Origin of the sequence: Carboxylicivirga sediminis (assembly GCF_018156225.1) — a bacterium.
Lineage (GTDB): Bacteria > Bacteroidota > Bacteroidia > Bacteroidales > Marinilabiliaceae > Carboxylicivirga > Carboxylicivirga sediminis.
Genome location: NZ_JAGTAR010000001.1, coordinates 141755 through 160516, shown reverse-complemented (window position 1 = coordinate 160516; position 18762 = coordinate 141755). Strand labels below are relative to the sequence as shown.

Annotated in this window: 10 protein-coding genes; 9 read left to right on the top strand and 1 reads right to left on the bottom strand. The window is 39.9% G+C overall.

The features are described 5' to 3' along the window. Positions 1 to 2 precede the first annotated feature (2 nt). The 5 genes from KDU71_RS00625 (at position 3) to KDU71_RS00605 (ending at position 5390) form a co-directional block, all read left to right on the top strand. Positions 3 to 458: a DUF5675 family protein gene (locus KDU71_RS00625; RefSeq protein WP_212187954.1), complete on the top strand. Its 456-nt coding sequence runs from the start codon at positions 3 to 5 to the stop codon at positions 456 to 458. A 386-nt stretch (positions 459 to 844) separates the two neighbouring features. Further along, positions 845 to 1066, top strand: coding sequence for a helix-turn-helix domain-containing protein (locus KDU71_RS00620; protein ID WP_244828026.1), 222 nt, complete (start codon positions 845 to 847; stop codon positions 1064 to 1066). Then, positions 1063 to 1389 carry a HipA N-terminal domain-containing protein gene (locus KDU71_RS00615; protein ID WP_212187953.1) on the top strand — a complete coding sequence of 109 codons (327 nt, stop codon included), beginning with the start codon at positions 1063 to 1065 and terminating at the stop codon, positions 1387 to 1389. The genes KDU71_RS00620 and KDU71_RS00615 overlap by 4 nt, the downstream gene beginning before the upstream one ends. A 191-nt stretch (positions 1390 to 1580) precedes the next feature. Beyond that, complete coding sequence (locus KDU71_RS00610) at positions 1581 to 2567, top strand: type II toxin-antitoxin system HipA family toxin (protein WP_212187952.1); 987 nt, start codon at positions 1581 to 1583, stop codon at positions 2565 to 2567. Between the two features lie 1608 nt (positions 2568 to 4175). Next, positions 4176 to 5390, top strand: a complete 1215-nt coding sequence (locus KDU71_RS00605; RefSeq protein WP_212187951.1) for a glycoside hydrolase family 117 protein — start codon at positions 4176 to 4178, stop codon at positions 5388 to 5390. Positions 5391 to 5550: 160 nt separating this feature from the next. On the opposite strand, the gene KDU71_RS00600 is transcribed toward KDU71_RS00605, so the two are convergent. Further along, positions 5551 to 9675, bottom strand: coding sequence for a two-component regulator propeller domain-containing protein (locus KDU71_RS00600; protein ID WP_212187950.1), 4125 nt, complete (start codon positions 9673 to 9675; stop codon positions 5551 to 5553). A gap of 292 nt (positions 9676 to 9967) precedes the next feature. On the opposite strand from KDU71_RS00600, the gene KDU71_RS00595 reads away from it, so the two are divergent. From KDU71_RS00595 to KDU71_RS00580, 4 genes are all read left to right on the top strand, one after another. Next, a complete protein-coding gene (locus KDU71_RS00595; protein ID WP_212187949.1) occupies positions 9968 to 13054 on the top strand; it encodes a SusC/RagA family TonB-linked outer membrane protein in 3087 nt (1028 codons plus the stop codon). 18 nt (positions 13055 to 13072) lie between these two features. Further along, positions 13073 to 14899 carry a RagB/SusD family nutrient uptake outer membrane protein gene (locus KDU71_RS00590; protein WP_212187948.1) on the top strand — a complete coding sequence of 609 codons (1827 nt, stop codon included), beginning with the start codon at positions 13073 to 13075 and terminating at the stop codon, positions 14897 to 14899. A gap of 19 nt (positions 14900 to 14918) precedes the next feature. Continuing rightward, on the top strand, positions 14919 to 16487 hold the full coding sequence (locus tag KDU71_RS00585; RefSeq protein WP_212187947.1) for a hypothetical protein: 1569 nt from the start codon (positions 14919 to 14921) through the stop codon (positions 16485 to 16487). Between the two features lie 64 nt (positions 16488 to 16551). Then, positions 16552 to 18759, top strand: a complete 2208-nt coding sequence (locus KDU71_RS00580) for a T9SS type A sorting domain-containing protein (protein WP_212187946.1) — start codon at positions 16552 to 16554, stop codon at positions 18757 to 18759. The last annotated feature ends 3 nt before the right edge of the window (positions 18760 to 18762 follow it).

The window sequence follows — 18762 nt, the reverse complement described above, 5'->3', positions numbered from 1 at the left end:
TTATGGAATTAAAAGTTGTGAGATATAGTAGTTCAGAGGAGAGTACTTTGGGGCTTTTGTTTATTGATGGGGTGTTCGCTTGTTATACGTTGGAGGATGAGCACCGGGCTATAAAGGTAATGGGCGAAACACGAATGCCGGCCGGGCGATACCGGGTTGAGTTGCGAACTTTTGGTGGACACCATTGGCGGTACCTGAGAAAATATGGTGTGGATTTTCATAAGGGGATGCTGCAGATTATGGATGTGCCTGGTTTTACAGATATACTGATTCATAAAGGCAATGACGATGACGATACGGCTGGATGTTTACTTGTTGGGGATAGTGCTAATAATAACCAGGTAAAGGATGGTTTTATCGGGAGTAGTACGATGGCGTATAATCGGGTTTATGCTGTTATGAGGGATGCTCTAATTAATGGTGACTCAGTCTATCTGCAAGTTTGTGATATTAATTGAAACTTGAATACATCTAGCCTTAAACCCTTAAACCACCTTTTTTACAGCCTGGCAAATAAAGTCAAGGTTGAGAGCGTAGCCCGAACCCGCAGGGCCTGACCTTTACTATTTGTCAGGCTGGGAGACTTTTGTTTAAGGATTTGAAGGCGGGTACTGGATGTGAGATATACGATGTTAGATTTATGATGTTCGGTGTGAGGTGCTGCTGGGGAGTCAGGTTGAGATTGAAGTGTGATGGTTTATTTTTTCTTTTAGAAGTGTAGTTTATTGTACTTTTATACCGGAAAATACAATTAGGAATGCGAAATCATATAAATAGTGCAGTTTAGTGCTCTTTTATTGTGTGTAATTAAATTATTCTCTATTTTTGGCATAAATAGAGCATTATGTTGCACTTTTCGGAATTAATAAAAACCATTAAAGCCCGTAGAGAAATGCTGCAGGTCAACCAGGAAATGCTAGCAGAACTATCGGGTGTAAGTCTTAGAACAATAAAACAGTTTGAGAGTGGGAAAGGCAATCCCACATTGCAGACGATTAGTAAATTAGCTGATGCACTAGGCTTAGAACTCACATTACAAGTAAAACAACTTTATCCTGATAAATGAGACAAGCTAAGGTTCTTTATAAGAATGAGGAGGCAGGTTTGCTTACTCAACTGGATAATGGAACATTTGTGTTTCGTTACCATGATGCATGGTTTAATGCGACGGATAAACCACCTATAAGTCTTACGCTGCCTAAAAATCAGCAAGAATATCAGTCTGAGTATTTGTTCCCGTTTTTCTATAATATGTTGCCAGAAGGGACTAATAAACAAATTGTTTGTCATGCCATGAGAATTGATAAAGAAGACCATTTTGGCTTATTACTAACTACTGCGAGCTATGACACCATTGGTGCCGTTAGAATTATTAAAGAAAACTCATAAAGTCACCTATCCCCGAGGCAAGCCTATGAAGTATTTCGGTGACTTTATTTCTGCTATCGCAGAAAACCGTGTTTTCTTTTATTAACCCCTCTGACCGATATAAATCGGCCATCTCCCCTGAAATTCAAGGGAGAAAAAAGCGGACCCCGAGGCAAGCCTCGAGGAATCATATTGATTAAAACTGATAATACATGAGTTTATCTGATATCCAAAATTGCCCAGGCACATTGAAAGAAGGTTATAAAACCTATTCATCAACCGCTTTAAAACGAGTTTTTAAAGGGAAGAAGGTCAGTCATATACTACCTTATGAGTCGCCAGCTACCAACGAAGTAACAGATGAACTGTTTGAGGATAATCGAAAAAGGATGTCTATCTCAGGAGTACAAGAAAAGTTCTCTGTTCTGTTGGACAAAAACAAATTACGCCTCATTAACCAAGGTGAACAAGGACAATACATTCTGAAGCCTCAACCAGGTGCAGGTAAGCATCCAGACATGATGCCTGCCAACGAGCATTTAACGATGCAGATAGCCAGGCAGGTTTTTAATATAGAAACTGCTGAGAACGCACTCATTTTCTTCAGGAATGGAGAGCCAGCATATATTACAAAACGATTTGATGTTAAAGATGACAACACGAAGTGGGCACAAGAAGATTTTGCTTCGTTAGCACAAAGAACACCACAAACACATGGCACAAATTATAAATATCTGGGTAGCTATCTTGAATTATTTGAGATCATGAAAAAATTTGTTCCAGCCTACCATATTGAAGCTCCTAAGCTCCTAAAGATTATATTGTTTAATTACTTGTTTTCAAATGGAGATGCACACTTTAAAAACTTTTCACTCATACAAACTGAGTTCGGAGATTATAAATTGAGTCCGGCTTATGACTTACTAAATAGCCGCATCCATATTGAGGATAAAGATTTTGCACTAGACGATGGCTTGTTGCCTCCTGCCCAAGCGAAGGGAAAAGTGAATGAGCAGTTTTATAAGCTTGGGCAAATGGCTGGAATAACGGCAAAATTGATTGATGAAATTATTAATCTATTAACGTCAAAAAAGCATGAAGTCCTTCGTTTAATTAGCCACTCTTATCTGTCTGATAAATTGAAACGCAACTACGAACAGGCGTATTTAACCCGATTAAAAAAACTAAGCCGGAAATAACTGTAAGATTGCAAAAGACTTATAAAGTGTTAAGTACAGCGTGTTAATAATCAGGCCAATTGATGTGGGTTTAATACATCGCTATCCTTTCTTTTAACAAACGAATTATGTCGCATTTTTAGTAAATATTTGCGACATTCCAAGTTTCATTACGAATAGGGACAAGCGCCTGCGGCTAGCGTGGGGATGGAAGCGCAATGAACGAATGAAGTTGACGTAGTGGGACGCTACGCCTAACAAAGGAGTGGTTTGCGGTGGAATGGCGGGTCGAGCCGACTGCGAGTGGAGCAAGGGTGGCAGGTTGAGAACGACTGAAAGAAGTGGAAACTGGCATAGCTTGGCAGTGGAGGTACGGAACGAACAAGCCGAGGGCTGGCGGATTATTTGCTGTGAGACGTAGTAAATACGGAGCGTGCATTGGGGAAATAAGGGGCGTGAGAGATTAGAAGTGAGATATGAGAGGTGAGATGATTTGCAACTTGGTTTGACACCCCTCTGCCTACGGCATCTCCCCTGAAGGAGAGAATAATTTAAAGCTTGGTTAGGTGGTGTCGAATTGGTTAAAGTGAAGTTTAAAAGTTGAGGAGTTTATCAGTTGAATAGGAAACGAATGCGCCTTATGTGGGGTGGCGAAGTTGCTGAGGTGAGTGAGTGGTTACCAGGTGAAGTATGAGCCGGGTAAATGCGAATGAGGTGAGGCGACTGCAGGCACTGGGGAGTGGAGTGTGAATGGAGGCCAGCGCAAATAATGTGACAGCCCGATGCCCGCCGCGACTAGCAGGCGAGCCAAACACTGGCAGCGGTTGTGGTGAGGGTTTATTGGCAGAACAGACGTAGCGTGACGCTACGCCCAACGAAGTGGCGGAACGCCAGGCTGAGATGACAATGTGCCCGAGACACAAGGAGAGCTGCCGTGAGGAAGACCGTGGGAGTTGCAAAGGGCATGACAGGCTCATCTCGACTCCGCTCGATGACCGGGTATTGTCGGTTAGAGCGAGGAGAGTGACTTTAGTGAGCAGCGCTATTTGAATACCTTAAAAGTGGACACTGAAAATAGGGCTGCGAAAGCCTGGCATGAGCTTTTGCTGACAAGGGATGACTCACACCGATGAACCGGGTCAAAGGATTTGAGAATTATGACGTGAGGATGTTTAGTGTGGTGATTGCGTTAAGGATTGGAGCATTTGTTTGAGCTCTTGCGGCGATAGACGGAAAGCGAGTGCGAAAAGCCTGACCGGAGGGAACGCCCAGACGCAAAAAAAATGTTGTGCCCAATTGTACCCCTTATCAATCTTACTTGATAAATTGACTAATACAATTAGCCTAATTGTATTGATAATCGAATATATTTAGAGTATGTTACAAAAGTAGTCTTTAATAAAAATTACAACTTCAATGTGTTTTTATCGAATAATGTGGCGGTTGTTGTTTACTGCCTACGGCTGATAAACAGTATTTTAGATGATGGATATATCAAACACCCACGTTATTGTATACTTTTACACCCCAAGAGCTGCTATGTTAATGGCTAGTTTTGTGACAACAACTATTAAATAAGCAAGCAAACTTCAAGTTCGACCTAAAAGAAATAACTTAGAGAAAGAATTTATGAAGTGCATAAGAAAGATATTGCCAATTGGTTTGATGGTATTGAGCTTAGTTGGCTGTAATGAGTCGGAGAAGGATACCGGGTGTTGCAAGGATGATTATAGCCAAGTAACCGATGCAGAACTCGACCATTTGGGAATCACAAATCGTGAGTATTTAAGTGCAGCATCGAAGCGGGCACTTAAGTGGCCTAAACATGGCAACGAGTGGTTTATCGAGTTTGAGGTGTATGACCTTAAAGGCGATTTGGCCTACGAAGAAGGTGTTGTACGCCGCGACCCAAGTGCTATAATAAAGTACGATGGCAAGTACTTTGTGTGGTATTCGCGCAGTACAGGTGAGGTTGATGGTTTTGCCGGCGATATTGAAACAGAAAAGGTATTTCCTTGGGACAGATGCGACATTTGGTACGCCACTTCGGAAGATGGTATAACCTGGAAAGAAGAAGGACCAGCGGTGTTACGTGGTGCTAAAGGTGAGTACGACGACCGCTCGGTATTTACTACCGAGATTATGGTGCATGATGGCAAGTATTATTTATGCTATCAAACAGTTAAGTCGCCATATGTAGTGCGTGTTAAGAATCAGGTTGGTTTGGCCTGGGCCGATTCACCTTACGGACCCTGGACAAAGTCGAAGGAGCCTATTTTGAGTCCTGCTGATAATGGTGTGTGGGCTGGCACCGAAGACAATCGCTTTAATGTGGAGAAAAAGGGGGATTTTGATAGTCATAAAGTACATGACCCATGCATTATCCCATATAATGATAAGTTTTACCTTTACTACAAAGGAGAGCAGATGGGTGAGGAGATTACTTTTGGTGGACGCCAGATTCGTCATGGTGTAGCCATTGCCGATAACCCTAAAGGACCATATGTAAAATCGCCTTACAACCCTATTAGTAATAGCGGACACGAAATTTGTGTATGGCCTTATAATGGAGGTGTTGCTTCGTTGATTACCACCGATGGACCAGAGAAAAACACCATCCAATGGTCGACCGATGGTATTAACTTCGAAATTATGTCATCTATTCCAGGAGCACCCCATGCCATTGGTTTAAATCGTACGGCAGATAATGAGAAGGAACCAACCGAGGTATTGCGATGGGGATTAACACACGAGTATAAGGATTATAACTGGCAGTATATACGTGGTTTCCGTTCATGGCGCAAAACAAGTCATACCGCTATTGGAGAAGAAAGTGGAGAGTAATTGTTTTTTATAGAATTAGATGTATGTAGGAAGTAAAAAAGAGGCCGTGAGCCTCTTTTTTGTATCTATAGATTTTGTTAACTGCAGAGTCAGTAAAGTATTGGAGATAAATGGTAGATAATAAATCTAAAGGATAATAAAGTGTTAATAGCAACTACCACTACTCTTTATACTGCTTTGCATATTCCGACGGACTCATCCCAAATTTCTCTTTAAAACGTTTTCTGAAGGTTCGTAAGTCATTGTACCCTACTTTCCAGGTGACTTCGGAAATGTTGAGTTTATTTTGTTTAAGTAGTTCGGCAGCATGTTTCAGGCGGATATTTCGCATAAACTGGTTGGTGGTTTCTCCGGTAAGCGCTTTTATTTTGCGGTTTAGGTAGATGCGCGATACACCATAGTCTTCAGCCAATTGTTCAACGGAGTATTCTGATTCTGATAGATTTTCTTCAATTTTAGTTAGAATTTTCTCAAGGAATCGCGTATCAGCAGGTGTATTGGAAATAATCTCAGGGTTAATCTCAATGTCTTTCTGGAAACGTAAGCGCATTTTCTCACGGTTGTCCATTAATGATTTAAGCCTGGCCTTTAGTACATTGATGTTAAAAGGTTTTGCCAGATAGCCATCGGCGCCAATTTCATAACCATCTACCCGTGTATCATCGGTGTTTTTGGCGGTTAGTAATAAAACAGGAATATGGCTGGTAGCTTCATCTTGCTTAATATGCTTACACATTTCAATCCCATCCATCTCAGGCATCATCACATCGCTGATAATTATATCAGGTTGCTGCTGTATACATTGTTCAATACCAATCTTTCCGTTGTCAGCTTCAATTACAAGGTATTCGCTCCTGAAAATGTCCTTTAATTGTTTTCGAAGCTCGTAGTTATCCTCAACAATCAATAGTTTGTGTTGACTGGTTTGAGCACTATTTACTTCCTCTATATCAATGGTTTTCTGCATCGTCTCATATTCAGGCATCAATATTTGTTGGCTTAATTGTTCAGAGGTCAGCGCTTCTTGAGGCAAGTGCTCATTACCGGCTTTTATCTCAACAAAAAAGATAGTGCCCTGAGGATTATTCGCTTTAAAACCAATCTTTCCTTTGTGCAGGTCAACAATACCTTTTGAAAGTGCTAAACCAATACCAGTGCCACCTACATTACTCTTGCCACTTGACTGGTAGTAGCGTTCAAAAATATGCTCCGATTCATTAGCCTGAATGCCTGAGCCTGTATCTGAAACGCTAATTGTATATAGTTTTTTATCTGTATTAATATCTGCTTTCAATATGATTTGACCGCAATCCGGTGTGAATTTGAAGGCGTTGGATAAGATGTTATAAACCACTTTTTCCATCTTTTCAACATCAATCCATATATCGGTCATTGAAGTAATAGATTTATACTGATAATTGATGTTTCGCTGTTTGGCCAATAGCTCAAAGGCCGAGAAAATATTCTCCAGAAAATCGTTAATATTCTGTTTCGATGGTTTTAAACGCAGCTTATTCTGGTCTAGTTTTCTGAAATCAAGCAGTTGGTTGACAAGCCTCATCATCAGGCCGGCGTTGTGTTTAATCACTTTAAGGTTATACTCTTGTTTGTCTTCAGGCATTTGCTTGCCACCAGTTATCAATTGCTCTAATGGTGCTGAAATCAGCGATAAAGGTGTTCGGAACTCATGAGATATGTTTGTAAAGAACTGCAGTTTTGCCTTTGATATCTCTTCTACCTTGTTTTTTTCAACATTAGCCAGCAGGAGGTCGCGCTTACGCTGTGATACGGTTTTAGCTATCTTATAGGTAAAAAAGGCTAAAAGACCAAGCAGCAAGGTATAAAGAGCAAAGGCTTTGTTGCTTCGGTAGAGTGGTGGATTGATCCGAATTTTAATTTCAATGGGCTGACTGCTCCAGATATTATCGCTGTTTGAGCCCATTACTTTGAATGTATAGGTTCCGTCTGGTATGTTGGTATATTTAGCTATACGGTATTCGGGCGAGGCCTTGTACCATTCCTTGTCGAAACCTTCTAGCATATAGCGGTAATTATGTTTTTGAGGTGCGTTGTAGTGCACACCAACAAAACCAATTGAGAAACTATTGTGCTTGTAATCAAGTTCAATCTCTTTTGTATATTCAATTTCTTCGTTAAGGATTATTTTATTACCAATTGTATCACCGCTATTAACCTCTTGGTTCAGAATTAAAAAGTCGGTAAAGAAAAGTTTGGGCTCTGTTTTGTCAATATCAAATTGTTTGGAGTAGAATGTGTTAAAGCCATTAATGCCACCAAATACCAGTTCACCATTTTGTCGTTTTAAACCAACAATTTCTGAAAATTCATTTTCTTGTAATCCATCGCTCTTATCAAAATTGATGATACTACCATCGGCGGGATTATATTTCGATAAGCCTTTGTTGGACGCCAGCCATAGGTTGCCTTCTTCGTCCTCGACAATTGATTTTATAGAGTTATTGGGCAAACCATCCCGAGTTGTAACCGACGAAAAGGCATAATCACCACTATTAGGGTTTTCATTGTATTTAATCAAACCGCCACCCATAGTGCCAATCCAGATAATGCTATTGTCGGCCTCCATAATCTGTAAAATATAGTCGTGGTTCAAATGTTTCTCGTCGTCCCCTGATGTATAGATTTCTATAACAGGATTGTCTTTGTGCGTTTCGTTATGTGGTATTTTATTCAGGCCTTTGTCAGTTCCAATCCAAATGTTGCCTTTACTGTCTTTTAGTATGCTACGGATAATAAAGGAAGAAATGGCCGATGGTGTATTAGGCGTGAAGTTTTGTCGATGTTTGATAACACCCTCTTTATCAGTTATAAAGCGATATAAACCATTGTTGTATGTGCCTACCCAAAGGGTAGAATCATTTTCTACTTCAAGCGAAAACACAAAACCAATGTCGTTAATGGCTCCAGGAAATGTGATGGGTTCAAGGGTTTGAGGGTTAACAGCAACAAGGTTAATAGGATAGCTGGCTCCTAACCAGATGATGCTTTTGTAACGGGTTGAATGAGGAGTTGGCATTTCTTCAATGGCATACACCCGGTTTTCGTGGTTGGTGTTATTTACCCGAATGTGCCTAAAGCCGTTGCTATAATTCTGATTATTAGGCAAAACACTAACTCCATTTTCTTCTGTTCCAATCCATAGATTTTGGTAAGAATCTTCATAAATGCTTCTTGTCAGGTTATTAGCAATTGAGCCTTTGTGCGGTGTATGCCTGTAATGTTTAAAACGCTCTGGCTTTGGGCTGATAATATTCACACCACCTCCACGTGTTCCTACCCATATCTGGCCTAAATTATCTTTTGTCAGCCAAGTAATAATATTACTGCTAAGTGTTTCTTCTGAAAAGTTATGGGAGATTCGTTTTACACTTGTCCAAATATTATTATTATTCTTTTGTAAGCATTGGATGCCATCACGGTGCCCGGTCCAAATAGTATTATTGTGGTAGATAACCTTGATGGCTTCTGATTGGTTAATTGGCTTTAGCTCATGAGCGTTAGTTGTTTCATTTTTTACAATGGCATTTAAATTAAGCCCTGCTGCAATAACACCATTCTCAAAATCACTTATATCATCAGCTTTACATCCAAATACATCAAAATCTTCTTGAGAAAGATTCCCATAGGGAGTTTTGCAACGATAGGTATAAATGTTGGTGCCAATCCAGATATTTTGGTCTTTATCCTCAAAGATTACTTTGGCACCTTTGTCAGTAGGAGTATCCTCCTGAAGCAAATCAAGAGGTTTAACTTCAAGAACGTACTCCATCTGATCATCCATCTTAACCCGGGAGGCTCCCATCCAGTTACCTACCCATATATAATCATTGCTATCAACCAATAGTGCTGAAATATCATTGGTTATGTTATGATCGTATTTATCTTCTGAATCAACATAGTTGGTAAATACCTCGGTGCGAGGGTTGAGTTTGCAAATGCCTTTGCCATAGGTTCCTATCCAGATATTGCCTTGAGAATCTTCATCAATGGCAATAATCATATTACTGCTAATGCCAGAATTATCAATGCGGTAGGTTTTGTACGAATAGCCATCGTAACGATGAAGACCGTCCAAAGTACCAATCCACATAAAGCCTTTAGAATCGCTATATATACAATTGACATCATTCTCAGGGATATCAACCAGATTGCGGATTTTAAATTCGGAGAACGCAGTTGCTTCAATAGGTATAATATCTATTGAAATAAACAGGAAGATTAAACCAATAAAAGGACGTAATTGCACGTTAATTAATTTAGGTTCGTAGATAATTTCAATAACTGATTTGTTGACAGCATAAAGATAATGTACTTGAGCGAAGTTTCCTCATGTAAAGGAACTTAAGATAGTTATCAAATATGCACTCTTTGTTTTCAAATGCCAACATTGTATACATTTGCGTACCTTTAAATGGATTATTCACCAACGGTAAACTCGTTTTTGACACTATAGATTTGTAAGTGGTTGTTTGGAGTTGCTTGCTCCTAACAATAGTTGTTAAAAAATCTTACTAAAGAATAACTAAAACTAAAGTGCAATGAAAAAAATGAAAACAAATGCATGGCGGATAATGCTGATACTTGCATTGCTGTTTTCCACAGGTAACATTCTGTTAGCGCAGCAAACTGTGAGTGGTACAGTGGCTGATGCCGAAACAGGAGAAGCAATACCTGGGGTAAGTGTATATGTCAAAGGAACAACAACGGGTACTATTACCGATATTGATGGTAATTATTCTATCGCAGCCGATAATGGAACAGTCGTTGTTTTTTCTTTTATCGGGTATATTAGTCAGGAAGTTGAAGTAAGCGGTGCAACTTTGAGTGTATCGTTACAAGCCGATATGGTTTCTTTGGATGAAGTGGTAGCTGTTGGTTACGGTGTTCAGAAGAAAAAAGAATTAACAGGTGCAGTTGCTCAAATTAAGTCAGAAGAAATGGCCAAAGTGGTGGCATCTGACTTTACCAAAACATTGCAGGGACAGGTAGCTGGTGTTAATGTAACTGAGAGCAGTGGTCGACCGGGTGACCAGGCTAATATCCAGATTCGAGGTTTAGGTTCGATAACCAGTGATACACAACCATTATATGTAGTTGATGGAATTCCATATAACAGCAATCCAAATATTGCATCGGAAGATATTGCAACGGTTGACATCTTAAAAGATGGCGCAGCTGCGGCTGTATATGGTACGCGAGCATCAAATGGTGTTATTTTAATTACTACTAAAAGAGGTAAGGCTGGACAAACAAAAGTAAGTTTCTCATCGTACTATGGTATTCAAAATATTACTTCGGGTACGCCTCTGTTAACTACAAAAGAGCACCTTTATGTTGATGAGCAGGTACAATTAGCAGCTGGGGGCGATGGTTCACCAATCTTATCGTTTAACCCAAATGCTTTGGATTACGACACTGATTTTGTAGAGTCTATACAGAATGATAATGCTGCAATTCAAAACTATAATTTAACACTTTCGGGCGGTAAAGATGATTTAACCTTTAATTTAAATACTAACTATTTTAGTCAGGATGGTATTTTGCGTCAGTCGGGTTACGACCGTTTTACAACACGTGCCAATGCCACCTTAAAAAAAGGTAAATTTAGTGCTTTTGCTAGTGTCGGTATTATGCATGCCAATAAAGAGGTAGAACCATGGGGTTTATACGAATTCGCTATGTTCCAGGGGCCTTACCGACCACCATTGGGCGATCTGCCAACAAATGGAAATAGTGTTCAGGTACCCGGAAATAACCCTGATCACGTAGGTTATTTATCTAAATTATTAACACAAGAAGATGACCGCGTCGAAAATAGTTATAATGTTTCGGCCAATCTTAAATACGAAATTATCGAAGGCTTAAGCTACCAGCTTAACCTGGGTATGAACTACTGGAACTACAAGCGTAACTTTTGGCAGCCCCAATTATTGGTTTATGACCAAGATGGTAACCTGAATGAGTTAGGTAGTCGTCAGGAAGCCATATTGCGCAACGACTTTAACAACAGTCTTAAATATACGATGGAGAATGTTGTTAATTATACAAAGACTTTTAATAAGCACACCGTTTCAGCTTTATTAGGTTACACGATTGAAACAACCGATAGTGAAGCCGTATCTACTGAAAAGCGTGACTTTATTGATAACAGCATTAAGGTCTACGATGGTGGTAAGACCATGACAGCGATGACAGGTCGCAATACCGATCACCGCATTGTGGGTAAATTGGCAAGGGTTCAATATAACTTCGACGATCGCTATTTATTTAGTGCAAGTATTCGTCGTGATGCATCGTCTAACTTTTCTTCGAGCCATCGCTATGCTAATTTTCCAGGAGCTTCTGTGGGTTGGAATATCAGCGAGGAGAGTTTTATGGAAAATGTCACTTCAATCGATAACCTGAAGTTAAGAGCTAGTTATGGTGAAGTGGGTAACCAAGGAATTCCTTCGTATTTGTATCAAACGACTATCGACCCAAATATAGATTACATATGGGGTAGTGAAGATGATGATGAACTAGGAGCAGGAGCTATTCAACGCGGTTATGCCAACCCGGATGTTAAATGGGAAACGAATGTATCACGTAACATTGGTATTGATTTATTAATGTTTGGTGGTAAGTTTAGCTTTACAGCTGACGTTTATCAAAACGATAAAAAAGACATGTTATTAGCTGTGTTGTTGCCTCCTTCGGCTGGTACTAACGTAGCACATGATTACTCAGGAAGATATAAGTCAAAAATGAGTAACGTGGGTAACATGGTGAATAAAGGTCTTGAACTTGCAGCTACCTACAAGCACCGTACCGCTAGTGGTTTTAACTGGTCAGTAACAGGTACATTCACCAAGAATGTTAACGAAGTGACTGATCTTGGTTTAATGGATGAGATTGCTTTACAAGATAGTAAACCTGGTAACTGGAGAGCAGTGCAGCAAGATGTGACAACGTATATGCGTCCGGGCTACGAGGCAGGAGCCTTTTTCCTGATTCCAACCGATGGCATTATCAAAACCCAAGAGCAGTTAGATGAATATCGTAACTTGGTTCCAACGGCACAACTGGGAGATGTTCGTATGTTAGATGCCCATAAAGACGGTGTGATTGATGATAATGATAGAGTCTATCAGGGGTCGGGTATGCCAGACTTTGAAGCAGGTATGATCTTAACTGCAGAATATAAGGGTTTTGATGCCTCATTACAACTATATTATTCGCATGGCAATGAGGTTTATAATGGTGCAAAACTATTTGCTTACTCAATGAACCGCCACAAAGATTTATATTATATGTGGACACCTGCTAATTCAAACTCTGACATTCCATCCGGTCGAGTAGGTTCTGAGCATGATAACTGGAGAACTAGAACCGATTATTTTCTTGAAGACGGAACATTCCTGCGTGTAAGGAACTTTACCCTGGGTTACACTGTGCCAAAGCGTGTACTTAAGGGAAAAATGGATAATATCAGATTTTATGTAACGGCACAAAATCCTTTAACTTTTACTGGTTACGAAGGATATGACCCAGAGGTTGGTGGAAACGGTATTTCTACTCGTGGTATTGATAAAGGAACTTATCCGGTTACTCGTAAGTTCTTAATGGGAATACAAGTTGACTTTTAATCAATTAATTGTAGAAAAATGAAAAGTTTATTAAGATATACAATTGCGTTATGCTTTTCAGCTTTATTGTTTACGAGCTGCGAAGACGAACTACTTGATCAGTCCAATCCTAACGCAATTACAACAGATACATTCTGGCAGACAAAGGCTGATTTTGAAAAAGCGCAAAATGCAATGTATAGTGCCTTACAATTTCACAACGTAAGTGGAGGTGGCATTGTTATGAATATGATGCGTTCTGATTTGGCTGGCTCTGAGAGCTGGTATGCTATCCATAGTGCCTTCTCAAATATGCAATGGACCAATGCGCATGATTTTGTGGTCAATCACTGGTCAAATCTCTACACAGGCATTTACCGTGCTAATCAAGTGATATACTACACTGAAGCAACAGATGTTTTAACAGAGGGAGAGAAAGACCTGATTTTAGCACAGGCTCGTTTTGTAAGAGCTATCTGCTATTTCTGGTTAAGTAACTCGTATGGTGATGCAGTATTGCACGATCAGTTGGTATTTGACGATGTGGAGTTGCACAAAGGATTAAGCTCGCGCGAAGACATTGTCGCATTTATTATTTCTGATTTAGAATATGCTATGACACACCTTCCAAAAAAATGGGAAGATGCAGGTGATTTAGGCCGCGCAACCTGGGGGGCAGCAACCGCCTTACTAGGTAAAGTATATCTATACGACAAAGCATGGAACAAAGCGGCTCAATACTTTAAAATGGTAATTGATGAGGCCGATGATAAAGGATTATACGCTTTGGTGGATGATTATATGTCAAACTTTACAACCGAAGGTGAATTTAATTCAGAGTCAATTTTTGAGGTAGCCTTCTCTGATAATTATAAAGTAGGTACACCAGGTGATCGTCAGGATGATGTAGGTGACGTAGCAGGTTCTGAAGCCACCGCTATAGCAGGTAATTTTTCTAGTATATATGCAGGTGGATACAACACTTGTTTGCCAACCTATTGGTTGCAGGAGCTATATATCGTAGGAGATTCAATGGATGTTTCTAATCCATCTAACCTCGGACGTTTTGTATCACAACGCACCTATGCTTCGGTGGTAGTACTTAATGAGCGTGATGGTAATGCCAATTGGGATACCGATGAAACCTATTATAATGCTCCACTAGTTAATAAAGTTGATGAGAACGGAGATGAGATTAAAGCCAAAGCAAATATGGCTTTTGGTCAGGGGGCAAAAGTTAAAAAGTATACGAATTGGTACAAATCCAATGCAGAGGATTCAGAAAATGCAGCACGTACAGGTATTAACTTCCGTCATATCCGATTGGCTGATGTGTATCTGATGTATGCCGAGGCTGTATTGGAAGATGCAGGTAACACAAGCGAAGCATTAAAATATGTTGAAAAAGTAAGAGAACGAGCTGGTGTTTTATCATTGCAGCATTACATCGATAATATGGGGGGTATTCCACAATTACACATTTCGCGTTATGCTAATAATTTAGCTTCACATCCGGTAGAAGCATTATCTGCCGAAACTTTGCTGCGTCATATTCGCATGGTAGAGCGTCCGTTAGAGCTGGCTTTTGAAGGTCATCGCTGGTATGACCTGGTTCGCTGGGGCATGATGGGTGACATTATTAGTACACGAGCTGCTGACGAAGCAAAATTGACAGATAAAATGATGTACTATGATGAAGCAGAAGCTAAATGGAAAATGAAGCCGGAAATAGAGCGTACTTATCCATTGTATCTGAATGAGCGTGTACGTCCAGATTGGCAAAAGCCATTGTCTAACTACAGCAGTGCTGAGCATGATTACTTACCAATTCCAAATCTGGAAAGTCAATCGAACAAAAATTTATAATCAATTAGTTTTCTGAATTATGAATAAGATATTAAAATATATAGGAGGTTTTATTGGAGCAATGGCACTTACTTTAAGTGCTTGCGACGATAGCTACGAAGCTCCAACGTCCGATCCAAGTCATGCGTATGTTACTACATCATTTGGATTAAAGAATAAAACCATGCAAATCAATAGCGAAATGACATTGATTGACCTTTCAAGAGGTGTTGTAACGCGTGAATGGTCCTTTCCTGAAGGAACCTTGGATTTAAACGGTAATACCATTACTTCATCTAATGAAGATGTAGTGTCGGTTATTTTTACAAAGCCTAATGATTTTACCAATGTTGAGTTGGCACAAATATACAACAGTAATGTATTTGTTGGCGATGAGGATACTGGAAGTAAAGAAAAGCAAAGCACCATCACTATTGAAGTGCGGGATAGCGTTAAGGCCGGTTATGTAGCTTATCGCACCGAGGATAGTTCTCCTTTAACCATGGAAAATGGTGCGGCAAATGAAGTAGAAGCTGGTCGTTTTATCACTTGCGAAGCCGGTGACTACAGCCTGGGAAAACCTGATACTTACCGATGGCAATTGGTAAAACCCAATGGAGCAATGCGCGAGTATAAAGGCGATCCTATCGACATACGTGTAGGAAGTGTTGGCAATCATGATTTGCGATTGATTGCTTCCAGCGAGTTTGGTATGGATACCCTATTGTATACTGATTTAATTAATGTTTTACCCACAGATGATCCGGTTGAATTGATTGGGTTAACCAGTGAATCGGCTCGTAACAAAGAAATAATGTTAGAGTTTAGTCGTGACCTTAAAGACCCATCTGCTTGCAACCCTGCAGCGTTTACCATTGACATTGTAAATAAAGGTAATGTGGTTGATATTCCTATTAAAAAGATATCATACGATGCTTTGGATAATAATGTGGTGATTATTGAATTAGCGAGTCGTTTGTACAATACCGATGAAATAAAAGTAAGTTACGATAGTTCAATAGGCACCCTTGAAACAGCTGATGATGTCATTGTTGAGACATTTGATGCATTAGATGTTCGGTTTGTTGGCTTAGCTAATATTATGCCTAAGACAGATTACGATTATAGTTTTGAAACATCCACATCAGCCGATTGGCCGAACCTATGGTGGGGTGGCTTTGAAAACTTTACTTCGGAAGTAACAAATGCTAAGGCCTACGATGGAACTAAAAGTTTATACATTGACATGGTGAATGGCGCTATTTTCAATTATCAGAAAGGTGGTGCACCGGTAACATTTAACCTGGAAGGTGGTAAGGCTTACGAAGTTGGTATCTGGATTTACTTTGAGCAAAAAGGTAATGCTGATACAGGTGACGGATGGGTGCCGGATTTACGTTTCTATCCAGACAACTGGTCTGCAGAGCTGGCTTATTTCTTCGATGAAAATTTCCCGGAAGGTAAATGGACGTATGTGAAAACCATTTGGAATGTAGGTGATACGCGCGATTATTTCTTCTTTATTAGGGGATATAACAATAGTAGTACCGTAAATTCTCAGTTTTATTTAGATAACCTGACCATATCTGAGCTTGAAGCCAGACCGTAATTAATACAAGGAGGCTGTAATAGGCAGCCTCCTTTCTTTTTTTTGAATCCAGAAACTCAAGAAAATGTTTAGTAAAAGATACATAACAGGATTAGCCCTGCTAATCATTGGCTGGTCGCTTTATGCCCAAACATACGATAAAGTGGTGGTGGATGTTAACCTCGATATGAAACACACGGTTGGTGATAATTCAGAGTTTGACCGTAGTAAATTTGTATGTATTCATGCCGATATTACAGAGCAAGAGTGGGATGGTGATAATGAATTGGCAGATTTGCGAAGTGATTTTCTTAAAGGTTATGACGTTTATATGGGGCGTAATACGGGTGGTATTACCTGGTGGCTCAATAACCAGATTAGCGAGGATGCTTCACGTCCTGGATTTGCAAATCCAACAAGTATCACTAATAAAGGTGATTACGTTAAAAATCAATTTGCCAGTAAGACTAGCCTACATGTTTTTGAGCAATATAATGATCAGGTAATGTGTGCTCAATTACATCCGTTTTGGCCCGATGGACAAAACACTCAACTTGGCTGGGCATTTTCTCAAACCGATACCGAAACTGAACCTTTTGGAACCGCCACAGGTGAGTACATGGGGCGCTTTATAAGAGATTTTTTTGGGGCAGGCGGTGTCACAGGGCAAAAACGTCCTAATTACGTAGAGGTTATAAATGAACCGCTTTGGCATTTGGTTGATTATGGTAATGAGCAACCAGAAAAAGTATTTCGCTTTCATAATGCGGTGGCTGATGAGATTAAAAAGTACAACGATATCATTGAAGTTGGTGGTTATTGTGTGGCGTTTCCCGATTTGGAAAAAAACAACTTTCAGCAATGGGAAGAACGGTGGAAGTTATTTATGGATATTGCAGGTGAAAAGATGGATTTCTGGAGTATGCACTTTTATGATTTTCCAGCTTTTAATGGTAAGCAGCGTTATCGTAAAGGAGCTCAGATGGAAGCAACGCTTGATATGATCGAACAATACAGCTATCTGAAATTTGGAGTTGCAAAACCATTTCTAGTATCTGAATTTGGAGCGCAGATGCATGATTTCGATTCAGAATGGACACCGTACCGCGATTGGTTGCATATGAAATCAGTTAACACCATGATGTTGCAGTTTATGGCCCGTCCAAATCTTATGACCAAAGCCATCAATTTTCTACCGGTAAAGGCAGAATGGGGATACGATGCATCAAAAAATCAGGCATATAACCATCGTTTGATGCGAAAGGCAAATGAGCCTGCAAGCTACTCAGGCCAGTGGGTTTATACAGATATGGTTAAGACATATCAGCTTTGGTCTGATGTAAAAGGAACGCGTGTTGATTCACGACCGAACCATCAGGATATTATTAGTGACTGTTATGTGTACGGAAATAGAGCGTACATTATTGTTAATAGCCTTGATTTAGAGAAGAAGTTTAATGTAGAACTCAATTTTGAAGGTATTGCACAAGTTCCAGCAGAGGTTAATGTAAAGCATTTGTACTTGAGTAATAACCAGCCTGTATTGGATGCTGAAACACATGCTCAAATACCTGGTTTGTTTGAAATAGGCATAGAAGGTACCCTTATTGTCGAATGTGTATATCCACAAGATATTGCTGTTTCAGAAACATCAGACGAAACGAAATATTACGCTACTGAACTATTGAAACCAATTGTTGCCAATGCAGATATCGAGTATAGTTTTAACAATATTGAAGCAGTAACAGAAGGAGAAGCAATACTACGCATCGGCATTGGTCGTGCGCTAGATAAAGAGGTGTATCCAACGGTTCTTTTTAATGGAACGAAGGTTAATGTGGAGGCCAATTATCGAGGCGATGACCAGTTGCAACGTGAATCCTTTTTTGGCTTACTTGAGGTTGAGGTGCCAGTGGATTTGCTGCAATCAATAAATACCGTTACCCTTCAGTTTCCAGATAACGGAGGATATGTATCGAGTGTAGCCATGCAAGTTTATGAATTTAGTCGTAAAGTTAATCGCAGTGGACGATATGTCGGTTTACCGTCGATTAGTGCGTCTCAATTTCGTCTTTCTCCTAACCCAGCAAGTGGTAAGTTTCTCGTTCAAACAACTCATTCGCAGGTACAAGGGGTAATAGAGTTATATGATATATCAGGCCGAATGCTGCTAAATCAGCCAATAATGAGTCAGCAGCAGTATATTACTGTTTCTCACCTTAAGCGTGGAGTGTATGTGGCTGTGATAAAAGAAGGTGAAGAACGCTATAGTCAGAAGTTAGTTATTGAGTAAAAA

Coding starts and splice junctions, on each gene's coding strand:
- KDU71_RS00625 (WP_212187954.1), top strand. CDS start 3: ATGGAATTAAAAGTTGTGAGATATAGTAGTTCAGAGGAGAGTACTTTG.
- KDU71_RS00620 (WP_244828026.1), top strand. CDS start 845: ATGTTGCACTTTTCGGAATTAATAAAAACCATTAAAGCCCGTAGAGAA.
- KDU71_RS00615 (WP_212187953.1), top strand. CDS start 1,063: ATGAGACAAGCTAAGGTTCTTTATAAGAATGAGGAGGCAGGTTTGCTT.
- KDU71_RS00610 (WP_212187952.1), top strand. CDS start 1,581: ATGAGTTTATCTGATATCCAAAATTGCCCAGGCACATTGAAAGAAGGT.
- KDU71_RS00605 (WP_212187951.1), top strand. CDS start 4,176: ATGAAGTGCATAAGAAAGATATTGCCAATTGGTTTGATGGTATTGAGC.
- KDU71_RS00595 (WP_212187949.1), top strand. CDS start 9,968: ATGAAAAAAATGAAAACAAATGCATGGCGGATAATGCTGATACTTGCA.
- KDU71_RS00590 (WP_212187948.1), top strand. CDS start 13,073: ATGAAAAGTTTATTAAGATATACAATTGCGTTATGCTTTTCAGCTTTA.
- KDU71_RS00585 (WP_212187947.1), top strand. CDS start 14,919: ATGAATAAGATATTAAAATATATAGGAGGTTTTATTGGAGCAATGGCA.
- KDU71_RS00580 (WP_212187946.1), top strand. CDS start 16,552: ATGTTTAGTAAAAGATACATAACAGGATTAGCCCTGCTAATCATTGGC.